The organism is Pseudothermotoga lettingae TMO (genome assembly GCF_000017865.1).
Taxonomy (GTDB): domain Bacteria; phylum Thermotogota; class Thermotogae; order Thermotogales; family DSM-5069; genus Pseudothermotoga_B; species Pseudothermotoga_B elfii.
In genome coordinates this window covers 982,211-997,680 of sequence record NC_009828.1, presented here as the reverse complement: position 1 = coordinate 997,680, position 15,470 = coordinate 982,211, and the positions used below count along the sequence as shown (strand labels likewise).

Here is a 15,470-nt window from a genome sequence, read left to right as displayed (position 1 = left end):
CCTCATTCATATACAATTTCATAGGTAATTTCGGCAGCTTTTTTCAACATTCCAGCAACGCTACAGTATTTCTCCTGAGAAAGATTTACAGCTTTTTCCACTTTATCTACGGGTGCTTCACCTTTGAATTTAAATATATATTTAAGGTGTATTTTTGTATAAACTTTCGGATGGTCCTGGGATCGCTCGGAGGAAACTTCCATGGAAAACTTCTCAATATCGTCAAGCACTTTCATCTTCTCAAGTATTGAAACAACATCCATTCCCGTACAACCAGTTAAGGCAGAAAGGACCAGTTCCATTGGTGATGCCGCTGCATGAAGTCCTCCTGCTTCTCTCTTAGCGTCCATCAAAACTTGTCTGCCTGAATCAGTAAAAGAAATGAAGGCTCTCTTGCCAAGCCATTCTGTTTTCATATCTGCACCTCCTTTTTATATAATACAACAATCATCACAAAAGATGGCATGTGTCATTCAAAAGAATAAGCCTGGGGTTATCTGAAAAATCCAGTGCGCTCACCGAGGCATTTTCAATCCTGAAATTTTTGCTAAATGGTATTGGCAGTCCAAGTACCCAGCAAATAATCATCTTAATAGCTATTGCATGAGAAACTACTATGACATTCCCCCTGTGAGAGCTTGATATTTGCTGAATAACACTTACGGTTCTATTCTGTACGTTTTGAAGTGATTCAACCCCTTCAACCGTAGCAAGCGGATTCATAGACCAGTATTTATACTGGTTTTCATATTTTTCAAGTGTCTCGCTCATGGTCAAACCGTTCCAAAGAGATATTTCACATTCCCGCAAGGACGATTCCACAATTGGTTGCTGTAAAAGCACTTTTGAAATTTCTTCTGCAGTTTGATAACTTCTCGATAAAGGGCTGGTATAGATTGCCTCTATTGACAGGCCGGAAAATCTTTGAGCAAGCTTCTTTGCCTGAAGATACCCCTCGTCATTCAAAGGTATATCGACATTACCCTGCCAGAGTCCTCTGTCGTTCCACGATGTTTTTGCATGCCTTATTAGATAAAGAATCAAGACAATCACCCATAAAAAAATTACCATCACATCATCAAACGAATGTTTAAGTTTTGCAAATTTTGTGGCAGATCATTTTGGCAAAGTAAAAAAGAACGTGTTCAACCCATTGAAAACATACTCGACTTTCGCATGGTGTAAATCTGCGATAGCCTTGACTATTGCTAAACCAAGACCGAGTCCATCGCCCTTAGCATTACTGGCTCGATAAAATCTTTCAAAGATCTTTTTTCTGTCTTCCAGGGGTATCGGACTTGCGTGGTTAGAAACAAAAAACTCTACAAAACTATCCTTTTCACTTAATCCAACATAAACTGGCTTGTTCTTATCGGTGTATTTGCAGGCGTTCTCAATCAAGTTTGCGAAAGCATGAAACAGGAGTTCCGAAATACAGCGTGATCTTACACCAGCGGGAATTTCCAGAACAAATTCTACGTCTGGGAATCTCTGCATATTTTGCTCAACAGCCTCTAAAACAACTGTTGAAAGGTCTTCTTCCTCAAACGCATTTTCACTTTGATGTTTGGCGCGAGCAATTAGAAGGAGCCCAGAGGTAATTTGAATCATTTTTTCTACATTTCTCATAATTGCATTGAGATCATTTTTCAAAGAATATGATTCAGGACGGCTCATAGTAACCTCTAACTGCGCTTTTATCGTAGCAAGAGGATTTCTGAGTTGGTGAGATATACTTGAGGCAAATTCTCTAAGCTGATCCATAATACTGTTAAGTTTCTCAAGAGCCATGTTTATTTGTGACTGTAATTCATATGTTTCTCTGCTTGTCAGCTCTACTTCGATTCTTCTGGCGTGACCCTTTGAGATGTCTATCATTTGTTTTCCTATTTCCTCAATCGGTTTGATGAGTCTGTAAGTCAGCCTTGAGCCAAATCTTTTCACAACAAAAAATAAACCCATTACCGTAACTGCAAGGATCACACCAAGTATTGAAATGAAGAAAATCTGATCAGCAATGTTCCTCGATACAACTATTTTATAATCTCCATCGTGAATAAGATAAACCCTATTAAAACCATATGTATAAAATCCCTCTTTTTTGACAGGGATATTTTCTGTCACATTGAAGCTGGCGTAGGTCTTATTTTTCTCAAAAATCTGAAAAGAATAATTTCTTTTTCCGATAATAGCTATTGATTCATTAGCGGGATTATCCAGAAAATGTATGAGGTCGTTCGTAAATGTTAGAATCTCATGGTCAATCTGTGATTGAGTAAAATATTGAACAACGATAAACAGAATTACTGCCATAGAACATGTTGAAACCATAAAAATCGAAAGATAATATTTTTCTATAGATTTTCTCAAGGAACGCATCTCAATCATTCCTCGCAGAATCTGTACCCGTAACCCGGCACGGTTTGTATATATCTGTCGTATCCGTAAGGTTTTAATTTATTTCTCAGATAGAGAATATACACATCAATTACATTGCTTTTTATTATTTTCTCGTTTTCCCAGACTTTTTCCATGATTTCTTCCCTCGAGAAGACTATCCCGGGGTTTCTTAGAAATAGTTCCAGAAGTGCAAATTCCCGTTTGCTCATTTTGAGAACAGTATCCTCAACGGTAACTTGTCTTGATCTACTGTTTAATTTTAAGCCCTTAAAGTTGATTTCCTCTCCTTTTGTAATATTGCTTCGCCTTATCAGGCTTTTTATCCTGGCGAGTAATTCGCGAAAATCAAATGGTTTAGTTAAATAATCATCCGCACCACAACTCAGCCCTCTAACTTTGTCATTAATTGCATCCAGGGCTGTTAAAATTAAAATCGGGACATTTATCAAACTTTCTCTGAGATGTTCGACAAATTCGAAGCCATTTATCCCCGGAAGCAATACATCAACAACTAAACAATCATAATGGTCCTCGATAACCATATCAAAAGCTTGCTCTGCATCTACTGCGCAACTAACATCATAACCTTCTTTTAGCAAAAATTCCTTTATAGAATTAAGTAGATCTTCATTGTCCTCAACGATTAGTACCTTCTCCTTTTTTAGACCCACTTGATTCACCCCTGTTTGATCTACTTTGAATAGAAATCACCACAGGTGCTCTGGTGCTCACAGTTATCAGTTGTTTTGTTGTACCGATGATCCAATTGCTCTGATTTTGTAGAAAAGCAAAAAATATGTCTCGCCCACCTGAAACGAAAGCCAGGGAAATGGCGTCTTCTAAGGAAACAGGGTAGGATATTCTGTAAAGATAGGAATTTGCCGAAACATTCATTCTACCTGTAAATGGGTTGACATATATCGAACTGCTCGCTGTTACCACAACCCAAACGGGAGAATTGTTCACAAAATCAAGATATGCCGCTATCACATCTTTCTGGCCAGTTGCCCTTATGGCATCAAGTATAGAAAGCTTTATTGTATTTAGGTCAAACGAGAAGTAGAAGTCGGAAAGTTCATCTATCCTCTGTAAATAATCACTTTGACAAAATACCCCTGTAAAAATCATCGCAAACAATAAAAAAGAAATATATTTTCTCACAAAATCACCATTTAAATTTTACTCCAAACAACAGGAAAAAACACAGAACTGTATATAATAAGTAGTTGTAAAGATTTAAATTTTCTACTGCTTTCAAATGATTTTTTGGAAAGGTGATGAAATCATGAAATTTGTTGATACTCACGCCCATTTGCATTTTCCACAATTTAAAGATGATCTGGACAAAATAATTTCACTTTTTAAATCGAAACAGATAGAATTCATCGTCAATGTAGGTATAGATGTGGAAGATTCAAAAAGAGCACTGGAATTGTCGAAAAGATCAGAAAATATTTTCTGTGCAGTAGGCGTTCATCCACATGAAGCAGAAAAGGTTGAAAAAGATTATATAAAACAGCTGGAAAAGCTTGCAAAAGATGATAAAGTCGTTGCTCTGGGTGAAATGGGTTTAGATTATTACAGAAACCTTTCTCCAAAAGAAGAACAGTTGAAAGCCTTTAGAGAACAATTGATCCTTGCTAAGGAACTTGATTTACCGGTAATACTACACATAAGAAATGCGTATGATGATGCGTATAAGTTGCTTTCGCAGATAGGGTTACCTGGTCCTGGAGGAGTTGTTCATGCTTTCTCGGCGGACACAGAATGGGCGCTAAAATTTGTCAGACTCGGCGCATTCATTGGTATAGGTGGTCCTATAACTTATCCTAAAAACCACAGTCTACGATCTGTGGTTAGAGTTGTAGGAATTGAAAATATCCTTAGTGAAACAGATTGTCCATATTTACCACCACAGCAATTCAGAGGCAAAAGAAACGAACCAGCCTATGTCAGAATAGTTGTGGAAAAAATATCAGAAATTTTGAACCAAAATGTTCAGAAAGTTTCAGATGTACTGCTTGGGAACGCTAAGGAACTTTTCTCAATCAACTTTTGATTGATAGGCAAACTTTCTTATCCAGGTTGCTGCCGGGAGCGACGCTAAAAGGGCAAAAGCGGAAAATATCGAAGAAATCAAGAATACCTGCTGATAACCCAAGGCCATCGCCACATAAGCAGACAGAACAGGGGTAAAAATTCTGCTGAAAATATTCAATCCCTGAAAAAATCCTTCCCATCTCCCAAGCTCTCTTGGGGCTATCTGAATCTTTATGGTTTCTTTCGCGGGAAACCAGAGAATGAAACCTATACCCATCAAAATATGAGAAATGAAGAAAACATAAACATTTGGTATTACCCATAAGAGAAACGTCGAAAGGATCAGAAAATTTCCTATCATTAAATTGATATGTGCCTTTGTTCGAATGCGTTTCCTCCAGAACCACGACAGAGCAACAGATGCAGAAAAAACCATTTCAAAAAGAAATGGTGAAGAGCTGCTGAGTTTAAAATAATCGATCAGATAATATGAGATAACAAGAAATCCAGAGAAATTAAAAGCAACATAGGAAAGATATTGATGAAGCATGATTGAGAAAAAAGCACGAAAATTTGTGGTAGCAATCACCTGGCCTTTATGTAATACCAAGCCACTTTGAATTTTTGGGAGGATTTTCAAATACGAAAAAGCGTAGAAAAAATTCAACAGAAAGATCATAACAAAAACAGCCTTCAGGAAAGTTTTTCCACCCATAAAAGGAGACAATACAAAAACAAAAAGCGTATAACTGATAGCCTTTGTAGATTCCGTGGCAAAAAATAAATAAGAATACAGAGTTTCTCTATATTTTGGTGGAAATAACGCTCTTTCATACATTACCTGACACGGGTAAAATACATCTGTAAAACTTAACAGCATCTGTGCAATGGCAAATAACCAAAGCCCATTGCATAAAGCAAAAAGTAATGAGCCAAGCGCAAAAGAGATTTTAGCGAGAAATAGACCATAATTTGTGGAAAATTGCTCGAATTTTTTCCCAAGAACATATGTCAAAACTGCCTGCACGATGTAAGAGAAGCTAAACAGCCAACCTACATTTTCTATGGATATATTCATCAATTTTCCAAAAGACGGAACGGCAATAACCGCTGAAAAAGAAAAGCCTGATATGCTGTAAAGCCAGAGATAATTTCTGACGCCTTTATCGAGTTCTCGCCAGACCATTTAATCTGATCACCACGAAACAAGTTTACATTAAGTGATACCCGTTTTGAACAGTGAGGAACGAGTTCATATTCATGTCACTTTTGGTTAATCAACTCTTGATTTTCATTTGAAAAAGCTTCATTGACAGATGGGAAGGAAAGAGATAGAATAAATCGTGAAATAAATAACGATAAAAATATCACGATAGGTGATTTTATGTTGATCAGAGTTTGCATGGGAAGCTCTTGCCATTTAAAAGGATCCTATAAAATTGTCCAAAAAATAGAGCAGCTTAGAAAAAAGTATCCAGAGATACAACTTTATGGATCGCTCTGTTTTGGAAGGTGCTCGGACGGAATTTGCGTGGAAATAGATGGAAAACTCTATACACATGTTGATGACAAAAACATAGAGAAGATTATCGAGGAGGCAAAGACGTGAACGCTATCGTTTCGAACGATGCAAGTTGCATGTACTGTTACAAATGTTTGAGAAATTGCCCTGTCAAATCGATAAGTTTTAACCACGGCAAAGCCAAAATAATTGATGAAGATTGCATACAATGTGGGATATGTATAGAAGTGTGTCCTCAAAAAGCAAGAACATACGTGAAAAGTATAGATGAATTTAAGAAATTCATTGGAAAAAAATTTATGGTATCGTTAGCGCCTTCTTTTTTCGCACATTTCGATCAGCCGTATAAGATCATCTCCCTGTTAAAAAAATTAGGAGCAACAGTTGTTCAGGAAACAGCTGTTGGCGCAGAATTGGTATCAGGAGAATATGCCAGATATTTTTTGAAAAACGAAGAAACGGTGATAAGCACAGCCTGTCCTGTTATTGTCTATCTGGCAGAAAGATATTTTCCAGAGGTACTCGGTCATCTCTTGCCGGTTGTGTCCCCAATGGTCGCGCATGCTACTTTCTTAAAGCAAAAATTTGGGGATTTACCGGTGGTGTTTTTAGGACCATGTGTGGCGAAGAAAAGTGAAAGTCAGCTTGTTGACATTGTGATTACCTTCGAAGAATTCGACGAATTCATTAAAAATGAAAATTTTCAGCTTGATCAATTGATAGATGAATTACCCACTCCGCCTTATCCAGATAAGGCAAGAATGTACCCAACTTCAGGAGGTATAAATTACACAATTGATGGCGATTGGAAAACCCACATATCTATTGAAGGCATAGAAAACGTAATGAACATTTTTTCAAAAATAGACGAAATCAAAACTGGATTTTTTATAGAGGCATCTGCGTGCATTGGAAGTTGCATAAATGGACCTGCTATTAGAAAAGACATAAATATCCTCGAAAAAAGACGAAGAATAATGAATCATTCTGCTAATCTGAATACAGAGAAAAATTTGATTGAATTTGAAGCACCTTCTATTGATTTGCATAAAAAATTCTCCTCTAAATTTTCAAAGGTTTATGTGGATGAAAAAGCTGTTCAGCAAGTACTCAAATCGCTTGGAAAGGATGATATGAAAAAACAACTCAATTGTGGAGCCTGTGGTTATGAAAGTTGTAAAGACAAAGCTGTAGCAGTTGTTTTGGGAAAAGCGGAAAAAGAAATGTGTATCACGTATCTGGTGGATAAACTAAAGGCTGCCACAAATAGAGTTGTAGAAGAGTCGCCAAACGCTATTTTCATATATAAAGGCAACTGCCTAATCTACAAAAATAAAGCGGCTGAAAAGCTTTTCTTAGATACAGCCAATTTAATTTCACTGCTGAATGAAATAAAAATATTTTCTAACCGCATCTATGAAATTCCAGATAAGGGCTTCTTTTTTGTTAAGTCTTTCACTCTTCCTGAAGACAGTGGGGAAGTTTTGTTGCTCGTGGATATGACAAAAGAAAAATTACAGGAAGAAAGACTGAAGGAAATAAAACATGAAACTCTAAATAAAATCGAAGAAATGCTGGCAAGGCAAATGAGAATCGCACAGGAAATAGCTGGATTGTTAGGTGAATCGATAGCCGAGACCAAAAGCCGCTTCGTAGAATTAAGAAAATTTATGGAGGAATGAGATGTTAACCTGCGAAATTAATTATGCTTTCAAAAACAAGCAAGGAGAAGAGATCTGTGGTGATTCAATCTGTGTAAAAAAAGGAGAACGCAGAATTGCCGTGAGTGTTTCCGACGGATTAGGGAGTGGTGTAAAAGCAAGCATACTTTCGACATTGACCACCTCCATGGCAACCACGATGCTGTTTAACAATGTTCCAACTGACGAGGTTTTTTCATCGATTCTTGCTACGCTTCCTGTCTGCAAAGTGAGGGGAATAAGTTATGCAAATCTCTGTTCGGTTGTTTTTGATACAGAAACTAACGTGTGCCATATTGTTGAGTACGAGTTTCCGGTCGTTCTTTATTTTAGGGACAAAAAATTACTTCAGATAGATAAAAAACAAATAACTGTTCTTGGGAGAAAGATCTTTTTTTATGAAATATCACCTGTACAGGGCGATCTACTGTTTTTAATGACAGATGGTGTATCTCAGGCAGGAATGGGAACAGATAATTTCCCCTTAGGATTTGGCGTTCAAAATATTGTCAGAGAAATTAAGGTATTACTTGAAAATAGAATAAATTCGTTAAGCATCGTTCGACATTTGGTTAAGCTCACCGAAAGGTTAGACAAAGGAACGAGGGGAGATGATGCACTTGTTGCGGCTATTCACTTCAAACCCTTAGAGGTTGTAAATCTGTTCGTTGGCCCGCCCGAGGACAAATCAAAAGATGAAGAAATAGTGAAAAAATTTCTTTCACGTAAAGGAAAAAAGATCGTATGCGGTGGAACCACAGCCCAGATCTTTGAGAGAGTGCTTGAAAAGAAAGTGAAACTCGATATTATGTCTTTCACCGAGGAACTTCCACCCATTGGCAAAATGGATGGAATCGACCTTGTTACCGAAGGAATAGTTACTTTGACGCATGTCTTTAGATATCTGCAGGGGCAACAAGAAAAATTAGGTTATGGAGCAGCCATGTTGACCGAAATGCTTCTGAAAGCAGACGAAATAAATTTCACCGTGGGGAGGGCTATTAACCCAGCTCACCAAAATCCGCTATTCAGTCACGACATATCTCTGAAATTCAGATTAGTTCAGGACATTGCACAAATCCTGACCAAAATGGGAAAAATCGTAAAAGTTGAATACTGTTAGGAGGTGAAATGAGTGGAAAGGACCTTTGAAAAAGTTGAGGAAATTCTGAAAAAACATCAGTACAAAAAGGAAAATCTCATAAGAATACTCCTCGATGTTCAAAAAAATTACAGACATCTTCCGGAAGATGTTGTTAACTATATCGCTGTGGCTCTTGAATTACCTCCGGCAAAAATATTCGGTGTGGGGACCTTTTATTCCCAGTTTTCTCTCAAACCCAAGGGTGAGTACACCATCCTTGTTTGTGATGGTACTGCATGTCATATGGAAGGGTCATTATCACTTTTAAAAGCAATCGAAGAAGAGCTGAATATAAAGCCGGGTGAGGTAACAAGAGATCTGAAGTTCAGCGTAGACCAAGTGGGTTGTCTTGGTGCATGTGCACTGGCTCCGGCAATGGTCATAAATGATGAAGTATACGGGAATCTTACCCCTGAAAAGGTCAAAGACATAATCAGAAAACTGAAAGAAGGTGAACAGAATGCTCAATAGTATTAGTGAAGCTCTTCAATTTATAGAACTTCAAAAGGAAAAGAGAAAAGAAAAGCTTTCTAAGTTATCGATCTACGTGTGCGTTGGCACTGGATGTACCGCGAAAGGTGCTTTGAAAGTTTATGAAGAGTTTCAGAGAGTACTTCTCAGGGAAGGTCTTTTAAATTCGGTAAAATTGGCTAAAATCGAAGATTCAGAAAATCCTTTGAAAAAAACTGGATGCTGCGGAAGATGTTCCAATGGACCCCTTGTCAATATTTTGCCTCACGGTTATTTTTACTCTCATGTCACAGTAAACGATGTTGAAAAAATTGTAGAAAAAACCATCAAGCGAGGAGAACCATTAGAAGAATTGCTGCTGATTGATCCTGTCACAAACGATCGAGTTAGGAGTCTTGAGGACAGTACTTTATACAAAAACCAGAATTTTTATATTATGGAAGATATTGGTAAGTGTGAATGTGACAGCATAGAAGATTATATGGCAAGGGGAGGTTATTCATCGTTAATAAAAGTACTATCGCAAATGCAAGCAGATGAAATTATAGAAATGATAAAAAACGCCGGATTAAGAGGCAGAGGTGGCGGCGGCTTCCCAACGGGCCTGAAATGGGAAGCTGCGAAAAACAGCAAATCTGATGTCAAATTTGTAGTCTGTAATGGAGATGAAGGTGACCCGGGGGCTTTTATGAATAGAACTCTACTCGAAAGAGACCCACATCTTGTTCTTGAAGGGATGATAATTGCAGGATATACCATAGGAGCACAGAAAGCTTATGCTTATATAAGGGCTGAATATCCCATAGCTATTCAGATGTTTCAGAAAGCTATTGATGATGCTAAAAAACTCGGTTTACTGGGTGAGAATATTCTTCAAACCGGGTTTTCTTTTGATGTAGAAATTAAAGAAGGAGCAGGAGCATTTGTTTGTGGAGAAGAAACAGCTTTGTTGGCCTCAATCGAAGGAAAAAGAGGTATGCCGAGACCAAGGCCACCATTTCCCGCCCAATCTGGCTTATGGGGTTATCCAACCCTTATAAACAACGTCGAAACTTACGCAAACATTTCGAGAATAATAAGAGATGGGGTTGAAAAATACAGGTTGCTTGGAACAGAAAATTCTCCCGGAACGAAGATGTTTTCTGTTACAGGCCCCTTGAAGGTCACGGGTATTATAGAAGTTGAATTTGGAACAACGTTAAGAAAAATCATTTACGAAATCTGTGGGGGCCTTTTGTCAGGAGAGGAATTCAAAGCTGTGCAGATAGGAGGCCCTTCCGGAGCATGTCTATCTAAGGAATTTCTCGATATGCCCCTTGATTACGACACGTTGAAATCGGCGGATGCCATGGTTGGCTCAGGGGGTATAGTAGTTATAACAAAAAGGACATGCATGGTTGAGGTTGCAAGATTTTTCCTGGATTTCACAAAAAGAGAATCATGTGGCAAGTGCATTCCATGCAGAGAAGGTACCATGCAGGCTTATAACATTTTGGAGAAATTTACTCAGGCAAAAGCCACAAAAGAAGATCTTGAGAATCTCGAATTTCTTGCTAACCTTATCAAAAAAACTTCTCTGTGTGGGCTTGGTAAAACAGCTCCCAACCCAATATTAAGTACATTGAAGTTGTTTAAAGACGAATACCTAGCTCATTTAAATGGAGTTTGTCCAAGTGGAACCTGCGTTTCATTCAAAAAATACGTCGTCAATGAACAATTATGTAAAGGCTGCGGTTTATGTGCAAAATCCTGTCCACAGAACGCCATTTTCGGTGAGAGAGGAAAACCCTACAAGATAGACCAGGAAAAATGTATTAAATGTGGTCTCTGTGTTCAAAAATGCAGATTCAAAGCCATAGAAATGATTTAGGAGGTGGAAGAATGAGAATATATGTCAATGGCAGAGAAGTTGAGATAAAAGACAATTCAAAAAACGTGCTGGAAGCACTTAAAAATATCGGTATCGAGATTCCAAATCTATGTTATCTCTCAGAAACCTCTGTTTATGGTGCATGCAGAATGTGTCTGGTTGAGGTAGATGGTAAAGACATAGTTACTTCCTGCACATTGAAACCGCGCGAGGGTATGAAGATAAAAACAAACACTCCCGAGATATATGAATTGAGAAGAGGCATTCTGGAATTGATTCTCGCGACACACAACAGAGATTGTACAATCTGTGATAGAAATGGAAGTTGCAAGTTGCAAAAATATGCAGAAGAATTTGGAATTAGAGATATCAGGTTCACCAAGATAAAAAAAGATAACGTAGTTGATAAATCTTCTCCAATTGTAAGAGATAATTCAAAATGCATTCTCTGCGGTGATTGTGTAAGAGTTTGTGAAGAAGTACAGGGTATCGGAGTGATCGACTTTGCCTACCGGGGTTTTTCTACCCAAGTAACTCCTGCTTTTTCAAACGAACTTGCAAAAAGTGAATGTGTCTATTGTGGCCAATGTGTAGCTCATTGTCCAACAGCCGCTTTAACTTTTAGAAACGATCTTGAAAAACTCTATCAGGCGCTTTCTTCAGACAAAATCGTCATAGGTATGGTGGCCCCAGCTGTAAGAGTGGCCATTCAAGAAGAACTATCTCTCGAATCAGATCTTGCTATGGCTGAAAGGATCGCCACATTTTTGAGAATGTCTGGCTTTAACAAAGTCTTTGATGTAGCTTTTGGTGCCGACCTCGTTGCTTACGAGGAAGCTCATGAATTTTATAAAAGGTTGTCGCGACAGGAAAAATTACCTCAGTTTACTTCCTGCTGTCCTGCGTGGGTGAAATATGTAGAACAGTATTATCCGAAATTTGTTGAAAATCTTTCAACCGTTAAATCTCCGCAGCAGGCACTTGGAAGTTTGATCAAAAAAATCTATGCAAAAAAGATGGGGCTAAATCCTCAGGATATTTTCCTTGTTTCCTTTATGCCATGCACCGCGAAAAAATTTGAGGCAGAAAGAGAAGAGCACGCTGGTGTCGTGGATCTGGTTTTGACAACCAAGGAACTTTCCCAAATGATAAAAGCGAGTGGAATAAATATAAAACAGATTTCCCCAGAACCGTTTGATAGACCGTTCGGTATATCCTCCCAGGGCGGACTGAGCTTTGGAAAAACTGGTGGCGTTTTTGGCAGTGTAGTGTCAGTTCTTAGAGACGAGATTGGCATATCACGTGAAGAGTACGACAATTTACTGGAAGGAGTGAAAATTGCAAAAATAACACTGAAAGACGGAAAATCAATAAGGGCGGCAGTGATTTTTGGCCTCGCAAATGCAAGAAAGATAATGAAAAAAATTTCTTCAGGAGAATTCAACGTAGATATTGTAGAAGTGATGGCATGTAATTATGGATGTATTGGCGGTGGCGGACAACCATATCCAAATGACTCCAGAATGAGACAAAAAAGAGCTCACATATTAAGAGAAACTGTAGGAATTAAGACGCTTCTCTCACCTGTGGAAAACTTCTATGTGCAGAAATTGTATCAGGAAGATCTCAGTGATGAACACGCACGGCACATAATTCATACAAATTACAAACCAAGAAAACGAGTTGAATTTCAAGATATAGAAATATTACCACTACCAAAAGAAGAAAAAACGGTTGTCAGGGTTTGCCTGGGTACATCCTGTTACATGAAAGGATCTTATAATCTACTTTCTCAGTTAATCGATTACGTCAGAACGGAAGATCTATCAGATGAAGTAGAGATCACAGGAACATTTTGCTTAGAACATTGTGGAAAGTCTCCAAATGTCATGGTAAATGATAAACTTATCAGTGAAGCAACCTTCGAGAAAATCAAAGAGGTGTTAGAAAAGTATGCAAAATTATCAAAATAAAGAACTAATTTTGATACCAAAACCGACTTTGGACAGATTGAAATTGTACCACAGGTTTCTGAATGAGATCGATTTCGAATACGTTTCATCTGAAATAATGTCTCAAAGGCTCGGGGTAAGCCCCGAGCAAATTCGAAAGGATTTTACATATCTGAAAACAATGGGGAAGCCAAAGGTCGGTTATCACGTCGAAACTCTTCGCAAAGAACTCGATGAATTATTCGGCGTTCGAAAAACAACAAAGGTGATACTGGTTGGCGCAGGACATCTTGGAAAAGCCCTTGTGAATTACCCGGGCTTTACTCAATACGGGATTGAAATAGTTGCTGTTTTTGACAACGACAAAGAAAAAATAGGGAAATTCGTGAACGATCTGGCAATACTTCCCATGAGAGACCTGAGAAGAGTTATAAAGCGATTTGAGGTTGAAATAGGTATAATCTGCGTTCCCAAGGAATCAGCTCAGCAGGTTGCCAATCTGCTTCTCACTAATGGAATAAAAGGTATCTGGAATTTTGCGCCAGTAAGACTCCTTGTTCCAGATGACGTGTTTGTTGTAGATGAAGATATGATTCAAAGCTTATTAACTCTCAAGCACTATTTAGAGTTAAAAAAACAGAAAGAAAAGCATGAGTAAAAATCTCAAAAAAAATTTGCTGAGAGAGCTGAATCTTACGATTTCGGCATTGTATCTCATGAATAAAGATAGGGTGCTGACAGGGAAAACAAAAGCTCTCGCTGTTATAACAATAGCCTATGCATTAAATCCACTCGACCTGATTCCTGACTTCATACCTGTATTGGGACAACTGGATGATTTCATCATAATCCCATTACTGATAAAATGTACTCTGAGTTCTATACCAGAAGAACTCTTAAAAGACTACAAAAGCAGAGCAAAAAACTTGAATATCGGAAAAAGATTCAACCTTACAACTGTTTTTATTATTGTTTTCTGGCTTTTAATGATTTTATGGTTGATAGATTCAGTTTTAAAACAAATTAGATAGAGATATAACCCACTGGGCAAAAAAGTATGTCGACAAAATTATCAGGTTTCTTGCGGGCAATTTTCTTACAAATCTGTCATAGGCAATGCATAGATCAGAAAACACAAATAACCCTGCTGATAGAGGCAGCAGAAAACCTATGTAGTACACACCCAGATAAAGCGGGCCAAATGAGAAAACCATCATTGTGGCTATCGCTAAAACATATATGAAGATGGCCAGTTTGTATTCTCCAAGATGCCTGTGAAGAACGAGAAAATATATTGCCATCAGAGTGAAGTAAATCGTTCCAAAAATCAACACGGGAGGTACCGTGAATTTTAATCCAAATCCAAGCGAATACAAAATATGCCCAATCAAAAACATGATCATACCATCTTTGAATTTTTCTGGATTCTCCAGGAAAATATCTCCCAAGAGCCCAAAAAATAAGCCAGCGCTGATAAACCATTCAAAATGAGAGCTGTTCATAACAGCTATTAACAACGCGCAGAGAGTCGTAGAGGCCTTAAAAAAGATTGCATTCTTGGATTTACTTTTTAGTAAGATTGTTAGTACTGATAACACAAACATAGTTAATGATAGAACAACAGCCAAAAGCAATCTAGAAGAATGTTTAAAACTGAAAATCCTTTCAACATCGATTCTTCTTGCCTCAATTTCTTCTTTAACTGAATAATTTTGATATTCAACGCTGGATAATGGCTGAGTGGAAAACATGTGATTCCATGTGCTAACGTAAACAACTATTTTTTCACCGTTTTTCTGAACTTTTTCAATTGGTACCCCGGCATAATTGTGTAAATTGTCGATCTGAAAATAATCTACTGATGGGCAAAAGTCATCCGGAAAAACGATTTTATCTCTCTCCACAAAAAACGTTTCAATATCATAAAAGCGTCCCCATTTAAAGAATCTGTAGACATCGTAGACGAGATCTAATAGAAAATTTGGGTAGTCTTCATCCCAGAAAACAACTGTTACTTCTGTTTTATCATCATGACTGTAGAAGTAGATCCTGTGTATTCCATTTTTTTTGTCAAAAGATGGCATTTTGATCTCAACAGAAGCAGACAATACCGTGATAGAAATAACCAGAAAGAAAAGAAAAACTAATTTTTTCATAAAAGACCTCCCAGTTAATTATATATATTCTTCAAAAATATTAAAACAGGAACTGATAAAAACACGGTGATGAAGGGCCCGCGGTTTGTGGTAGAATAATACTGTGTTTGAAGAGTTCAGGATATGAATAAGCCTGGTGATGGAGTCCACCGTTATTTGCCTTAAAGGCTGATGACTCCTACTTGAATGAGTAGGGGTTTTTTATTTTGGAGGAA

16 protein-coding genes and 1 riboswitch are annotated in these 15,470 nt (G+C 37.8%); of the genes, 9 read left to right on the top strand and 7 right to left on the bottom strand.

The features are described 5' to 3' along the window. Nucleotides 1–2: 2 nt before the first annotated feature. The 5 genes from TLET_RS04945 to TLET_RS04925 form a co-directional block, all read right to left on the bottom strand. Nucleotides 3–416: an OsmC family protein gene (locus TLET_RS04945; protein ID WP_012003011.1), complete on the bottom strand. Its 414-nt coding sequence runs from the start codon at nucleotides 414–416 to the stop codon at nucleotides 3–5. A gap of 34 nt (nucleotides 417–450) precedes the next feature. Next, nucleotides 451–1,053: a histidine phosphatase family protein gene (locus tag TLET_RS04940; RefSeq protein WP_407635793.1), complete on the bottom strand. Its 603-nt coding sequence runs from the start codon at nucleotides 1,051–1,053 to the stop codon at nucleotides 451–453. Between the two features lie 63 nt (nucleotides 1,054–1,116). Continuing rightward, on the bottom strand, nucleotides 1,117–2,388 hold the full coding sequence (locus TLET_RS04935; protein ID WP_028843224.1) for a HAMP domain-containing sensor histidine kinase: 1,272 nt from the start codon (nucleotides 2,386–2,388) through the stop codon (nucleotides 1,117–1,119). After that, a complete protein-coding gene (locus tag TLET_RS04930; protein ID WP_012003008.1) occupies nucleotides 2,385–3,071 on the bottom strand; it encodes a response regulator transcription factor in 687 nt (228 codons plus the stop codon). The genes TLET_RS04935 and TLET_RS04930 overlap by 4 nt, the downstream gene beginning before the upstream one ends. Then, on the bottom strand, nucleotides 3,037–3,561 hold the full coding sequence (locus TLET_RS04925; RefSeq protein ID WP_012003007.1) for a hypothetical protein: 525 nt from the start codon (nucleotides 3,559–3,561) through the stop codon (nucleotides 3,037–3,039). The genes TLET_RS04930 and TLET_RS04925 overlap by 35 nt, the downstream gene beginning before the upstream one ends. Before the next feature lie 124 nt (nucleotides 3,562–3,685). Between TLET_RS04925 and TLET_RS04920 the strand changes: the two genes are divergently transcribed. After that, nucleotides 3,686–4,459: a TatD family hydrolase gene (locus tag TLET_RS04920; RefSeq protein WP_012003006.1), complete on the top strand. Its 774-nt coding sequence runs from the start codon at nucleotides 3,686–3,688 to the stop codon at nucleotides 4,457–4,459. On the opposite strand, the gene TLET_RS04915 is transcribed toward TLET_RS04920, so the two are convergent. Next, the gene (locus TLET_RS04915) at nucleotides 4,445–5,626 is read right to left on the bottom strand and encodes an MFS transporter (RefSeq protein WP_012003005.1); all 1,182 of its coding nucleotides are present in this window, start codon (nucleotides 5,624–5,626) and stop codon (nucleotides 4,445–4,447) included. The genes TLET_RS04920 and TLET_RS04915 overlap by 15 nt on opposite strands. 198 nt (nucleotides 5,627–5,824) lie before the next feature. On the opposite strand from TLET_RS04915, the gene TLET_RS04910 reads away from it, so the two are divergent. The 8 genes from TLET_RS04910 to TLET_RS04875 are packed head-to-tail and all read left to right on the top strand — an operon-like array spanning nucleotide 5,825 to nucleotide 14,130. Further along, complete coding sequence (locus TLET_RS04910; protein WP_028843225.1) at nucleotides 5,825–6,049, top strand: (2Fe-2S) ferredoxin domain-containing protein; 225 nt, start codon at nucleotides 5,825–5,827, stop codon at nucleotides 6,047–6,049. Next, nucleotides 6,046–7,644 carry a [Fe-Fe] hydrogenase large subunit C-terminal domain-containing protein gene (locus TLET_RS04905; protein ID WP_012003003.1) on the top strand — a complete coding sequence of 533 codons (1,599 nt, stop codon included), beginning with the start codon at nucleotides 6,046–6,048 and terminating at the stop codon, nucleotides 7,642–7,644. The genes TLET_RS04910 and TLET_RS04905 overlap by 4 nt, the downstream gene beginning before the upstream one ends. Before the next feature lies 1 nt (nucleotide 7,645). Next, nucleotides 7,646–8,785 carry a SpoIIE family protein phosphatase gene (locus TLET_RS04900; RefSeq protein ID WP_012003002.1) on the top strand — a complete coding sequence of 380 codons (1,140 nt, stop codon included), beginning with the start codon at nucleotides 7,646–7,648 and terminating at the stop codon, nucleotides 8,783–8,785. A 12-nt stretch (nucleotides 8,786–8,797) separates the two neighbouring features. Then, nucleotides 8,798–9,277 (top strand): NADH-quinone oxidoreductase subunit NuoE, encoded by a 480-nt coding sequence (gene nuoE, locus TLET_RS04895; RefSeq protein ID WP_012003001.1) that lies wholly within the window; start codon nucleotides 8,798–8,800, stop codon nucleotides 9,275–9,277. After that, nucleotides 9,267–11,147 carry an NADH-ubiquinone oxidoreductase-F iron-sulfur binding region domain-containing protein gene (locus TLET_RS04890; RefSeq protein WP_012003000.1) on the top strand — a complete coding sequence of 627 codons (1,881 nt, stop codon included), beginning with the start codon at nucleotides 9,267–9,269 and terminating at the stop codon, nucleotides 11,145–11,147. The genes nuoE and TLET_RS04890 overlap by 11 nt, the downstream gene beginning before the upstream one ends. A gap of 11 nt (nucleotides 11,148–11,158) precedes the next feature. Further along, nucleotides 11,159–13,120, top strand: coding sequence for a [Fe-Fe] hydrogenase large subunit C-terminal domain-containing protein (locus TLET_RS04885; RefSeq protein WP_012002999.1), 1,962 nt, complete (start codon nucleotides 11,159–11,161; stop codon nucleotides 13,118–13,120). Further along, nucleotides 13,101–13,757 carry a redox-sensing transcriptional repressor Rex gene (locus TLET_RS04880; RefSeq protein WP_012002998.1) on the top strand — a complete coding sequence of 219 codons (657 nt, stop codon included), beginning with the start codon at nucleotides 13,101–13,103 and terminating at the stop codon, nucleotides 13,755–13,757. The genes TLET_RS04885 and TLET_RS04880 overlap by 20 nt, the downstream gene beginning before the upstream one ends. Next, nucleotides 13,750–14,130: a YkvA family protein gene (locus TLET_RS04875; RefSeq protein WP_012002997.1), complete on the top strand. Its 381-nt coding sequence runs from the start codon at nucleotides 13,750–13,752 to the stop codon at nucleotides 14,128–14,130. Before TLET_RS04880 ends, TLET_RS04875 begins: the two co-directional genes overlap by 8 nt. Here the strand turns inward: TLET_RS04875 and TLET_RS04870 are convergent. Then, entirely contained in the window at nucleotides 14,113–15,255 is a 1,143-nt protein-coding gene (locus tag TLET_RS04870; protein ID WP_012002996.1) for a lysoplasmalogenase, read from the bottom strand. The genes TLET_RS04875 and TLET_RS04870 overlap by 18 nt on opposite strands. 126 nt (nucleotides 15,256–15,381) lie before the next feature. Next, nucleotides 15,382–15,443, top strand: a riboswitch (Fluoride riboswitch). The last annotated feature ends 27 nt before the right edge of the window (nucleotides 15,444–15,470 follow it).

Bases quoted from the DNA above. Each gene is read 5' to 3' on its own strand.
- TLET_RS04900 (WP_012003002.1), top strand. From the start codon at position 7,646: ATGTTAACCTGCGAAATTAATTATGCTTTCAAAAACAAGCAAGGAGAA.
- TLET_RS04945 (WP_012003011.1), bottom strand. From the start codon at position 416: ATGAAAACAGAATGGCTTGGCAAGAGAGCCTTCATTTCTTTTACTGAT.
- TLET_RS04915 (WP_012003005.1), bottom strand. From the start codon at position 5,626: ATGGTCTGGCGAGAACTCGATAAAGGCGTCAGAAATTATCTCTGGCTT.
- TLET_RS04885 (WP_012002999.1), top strand. From the start codon at position 11,159: ATGAGAATATATGTCAATGGCAGAGAAGTTGAGATAAAAGACAATTCA.
- TLET_RS04910 (WP_028843225.1), top strand. From the start codon at position 5,825: ATGTTGATCAGAGTTTGCATGGGAAGCTCTTGCCATTTAAAAGGATCC.
- TLET_RS04875 (WP_012002997.1), top strand. From the start codon at position 13,750: ATGAGTAAAAATCTCAAAAAAAATTTGCTGAGAGAGCTGAATCTTACG.
- TLET_RS04880 (WP_012002998.1), top strand. From the start codon at position 13,101: ATGCAAAATTATCAAAATAAAGAACTAATTTTGATACCAAAACCGACT.
- TLET_RS04890 (WP_012003000.1), top strand. From the start codon at position 9,267: ATGCTCAATAGTATTAGTGAAGCTCTTCAATTTATAGAACTTCAAAAG.
- TLET_RS04870 (WP_012002996.1), bottom strand. From the start codon at position 15,255: ATGAAAAAATTAGTTTTTCTTTTCTTTCTGGTTATTTCTATCACGGTA.
- TLET_RS04935 (WP_028843224.1), bottom strand. From the start codon at position 2,388: ATGATTGAGATGCGTTCCTTGAGAAAATCTATAGAAAAATATTATCTT.
- TLET_RS04920 (WP_012003006.1), top strand. From the start codon at position 3,686: ATGAAATTTGTTGATACTCACGCCCATTTGCATTTTCCACAATTTAAA.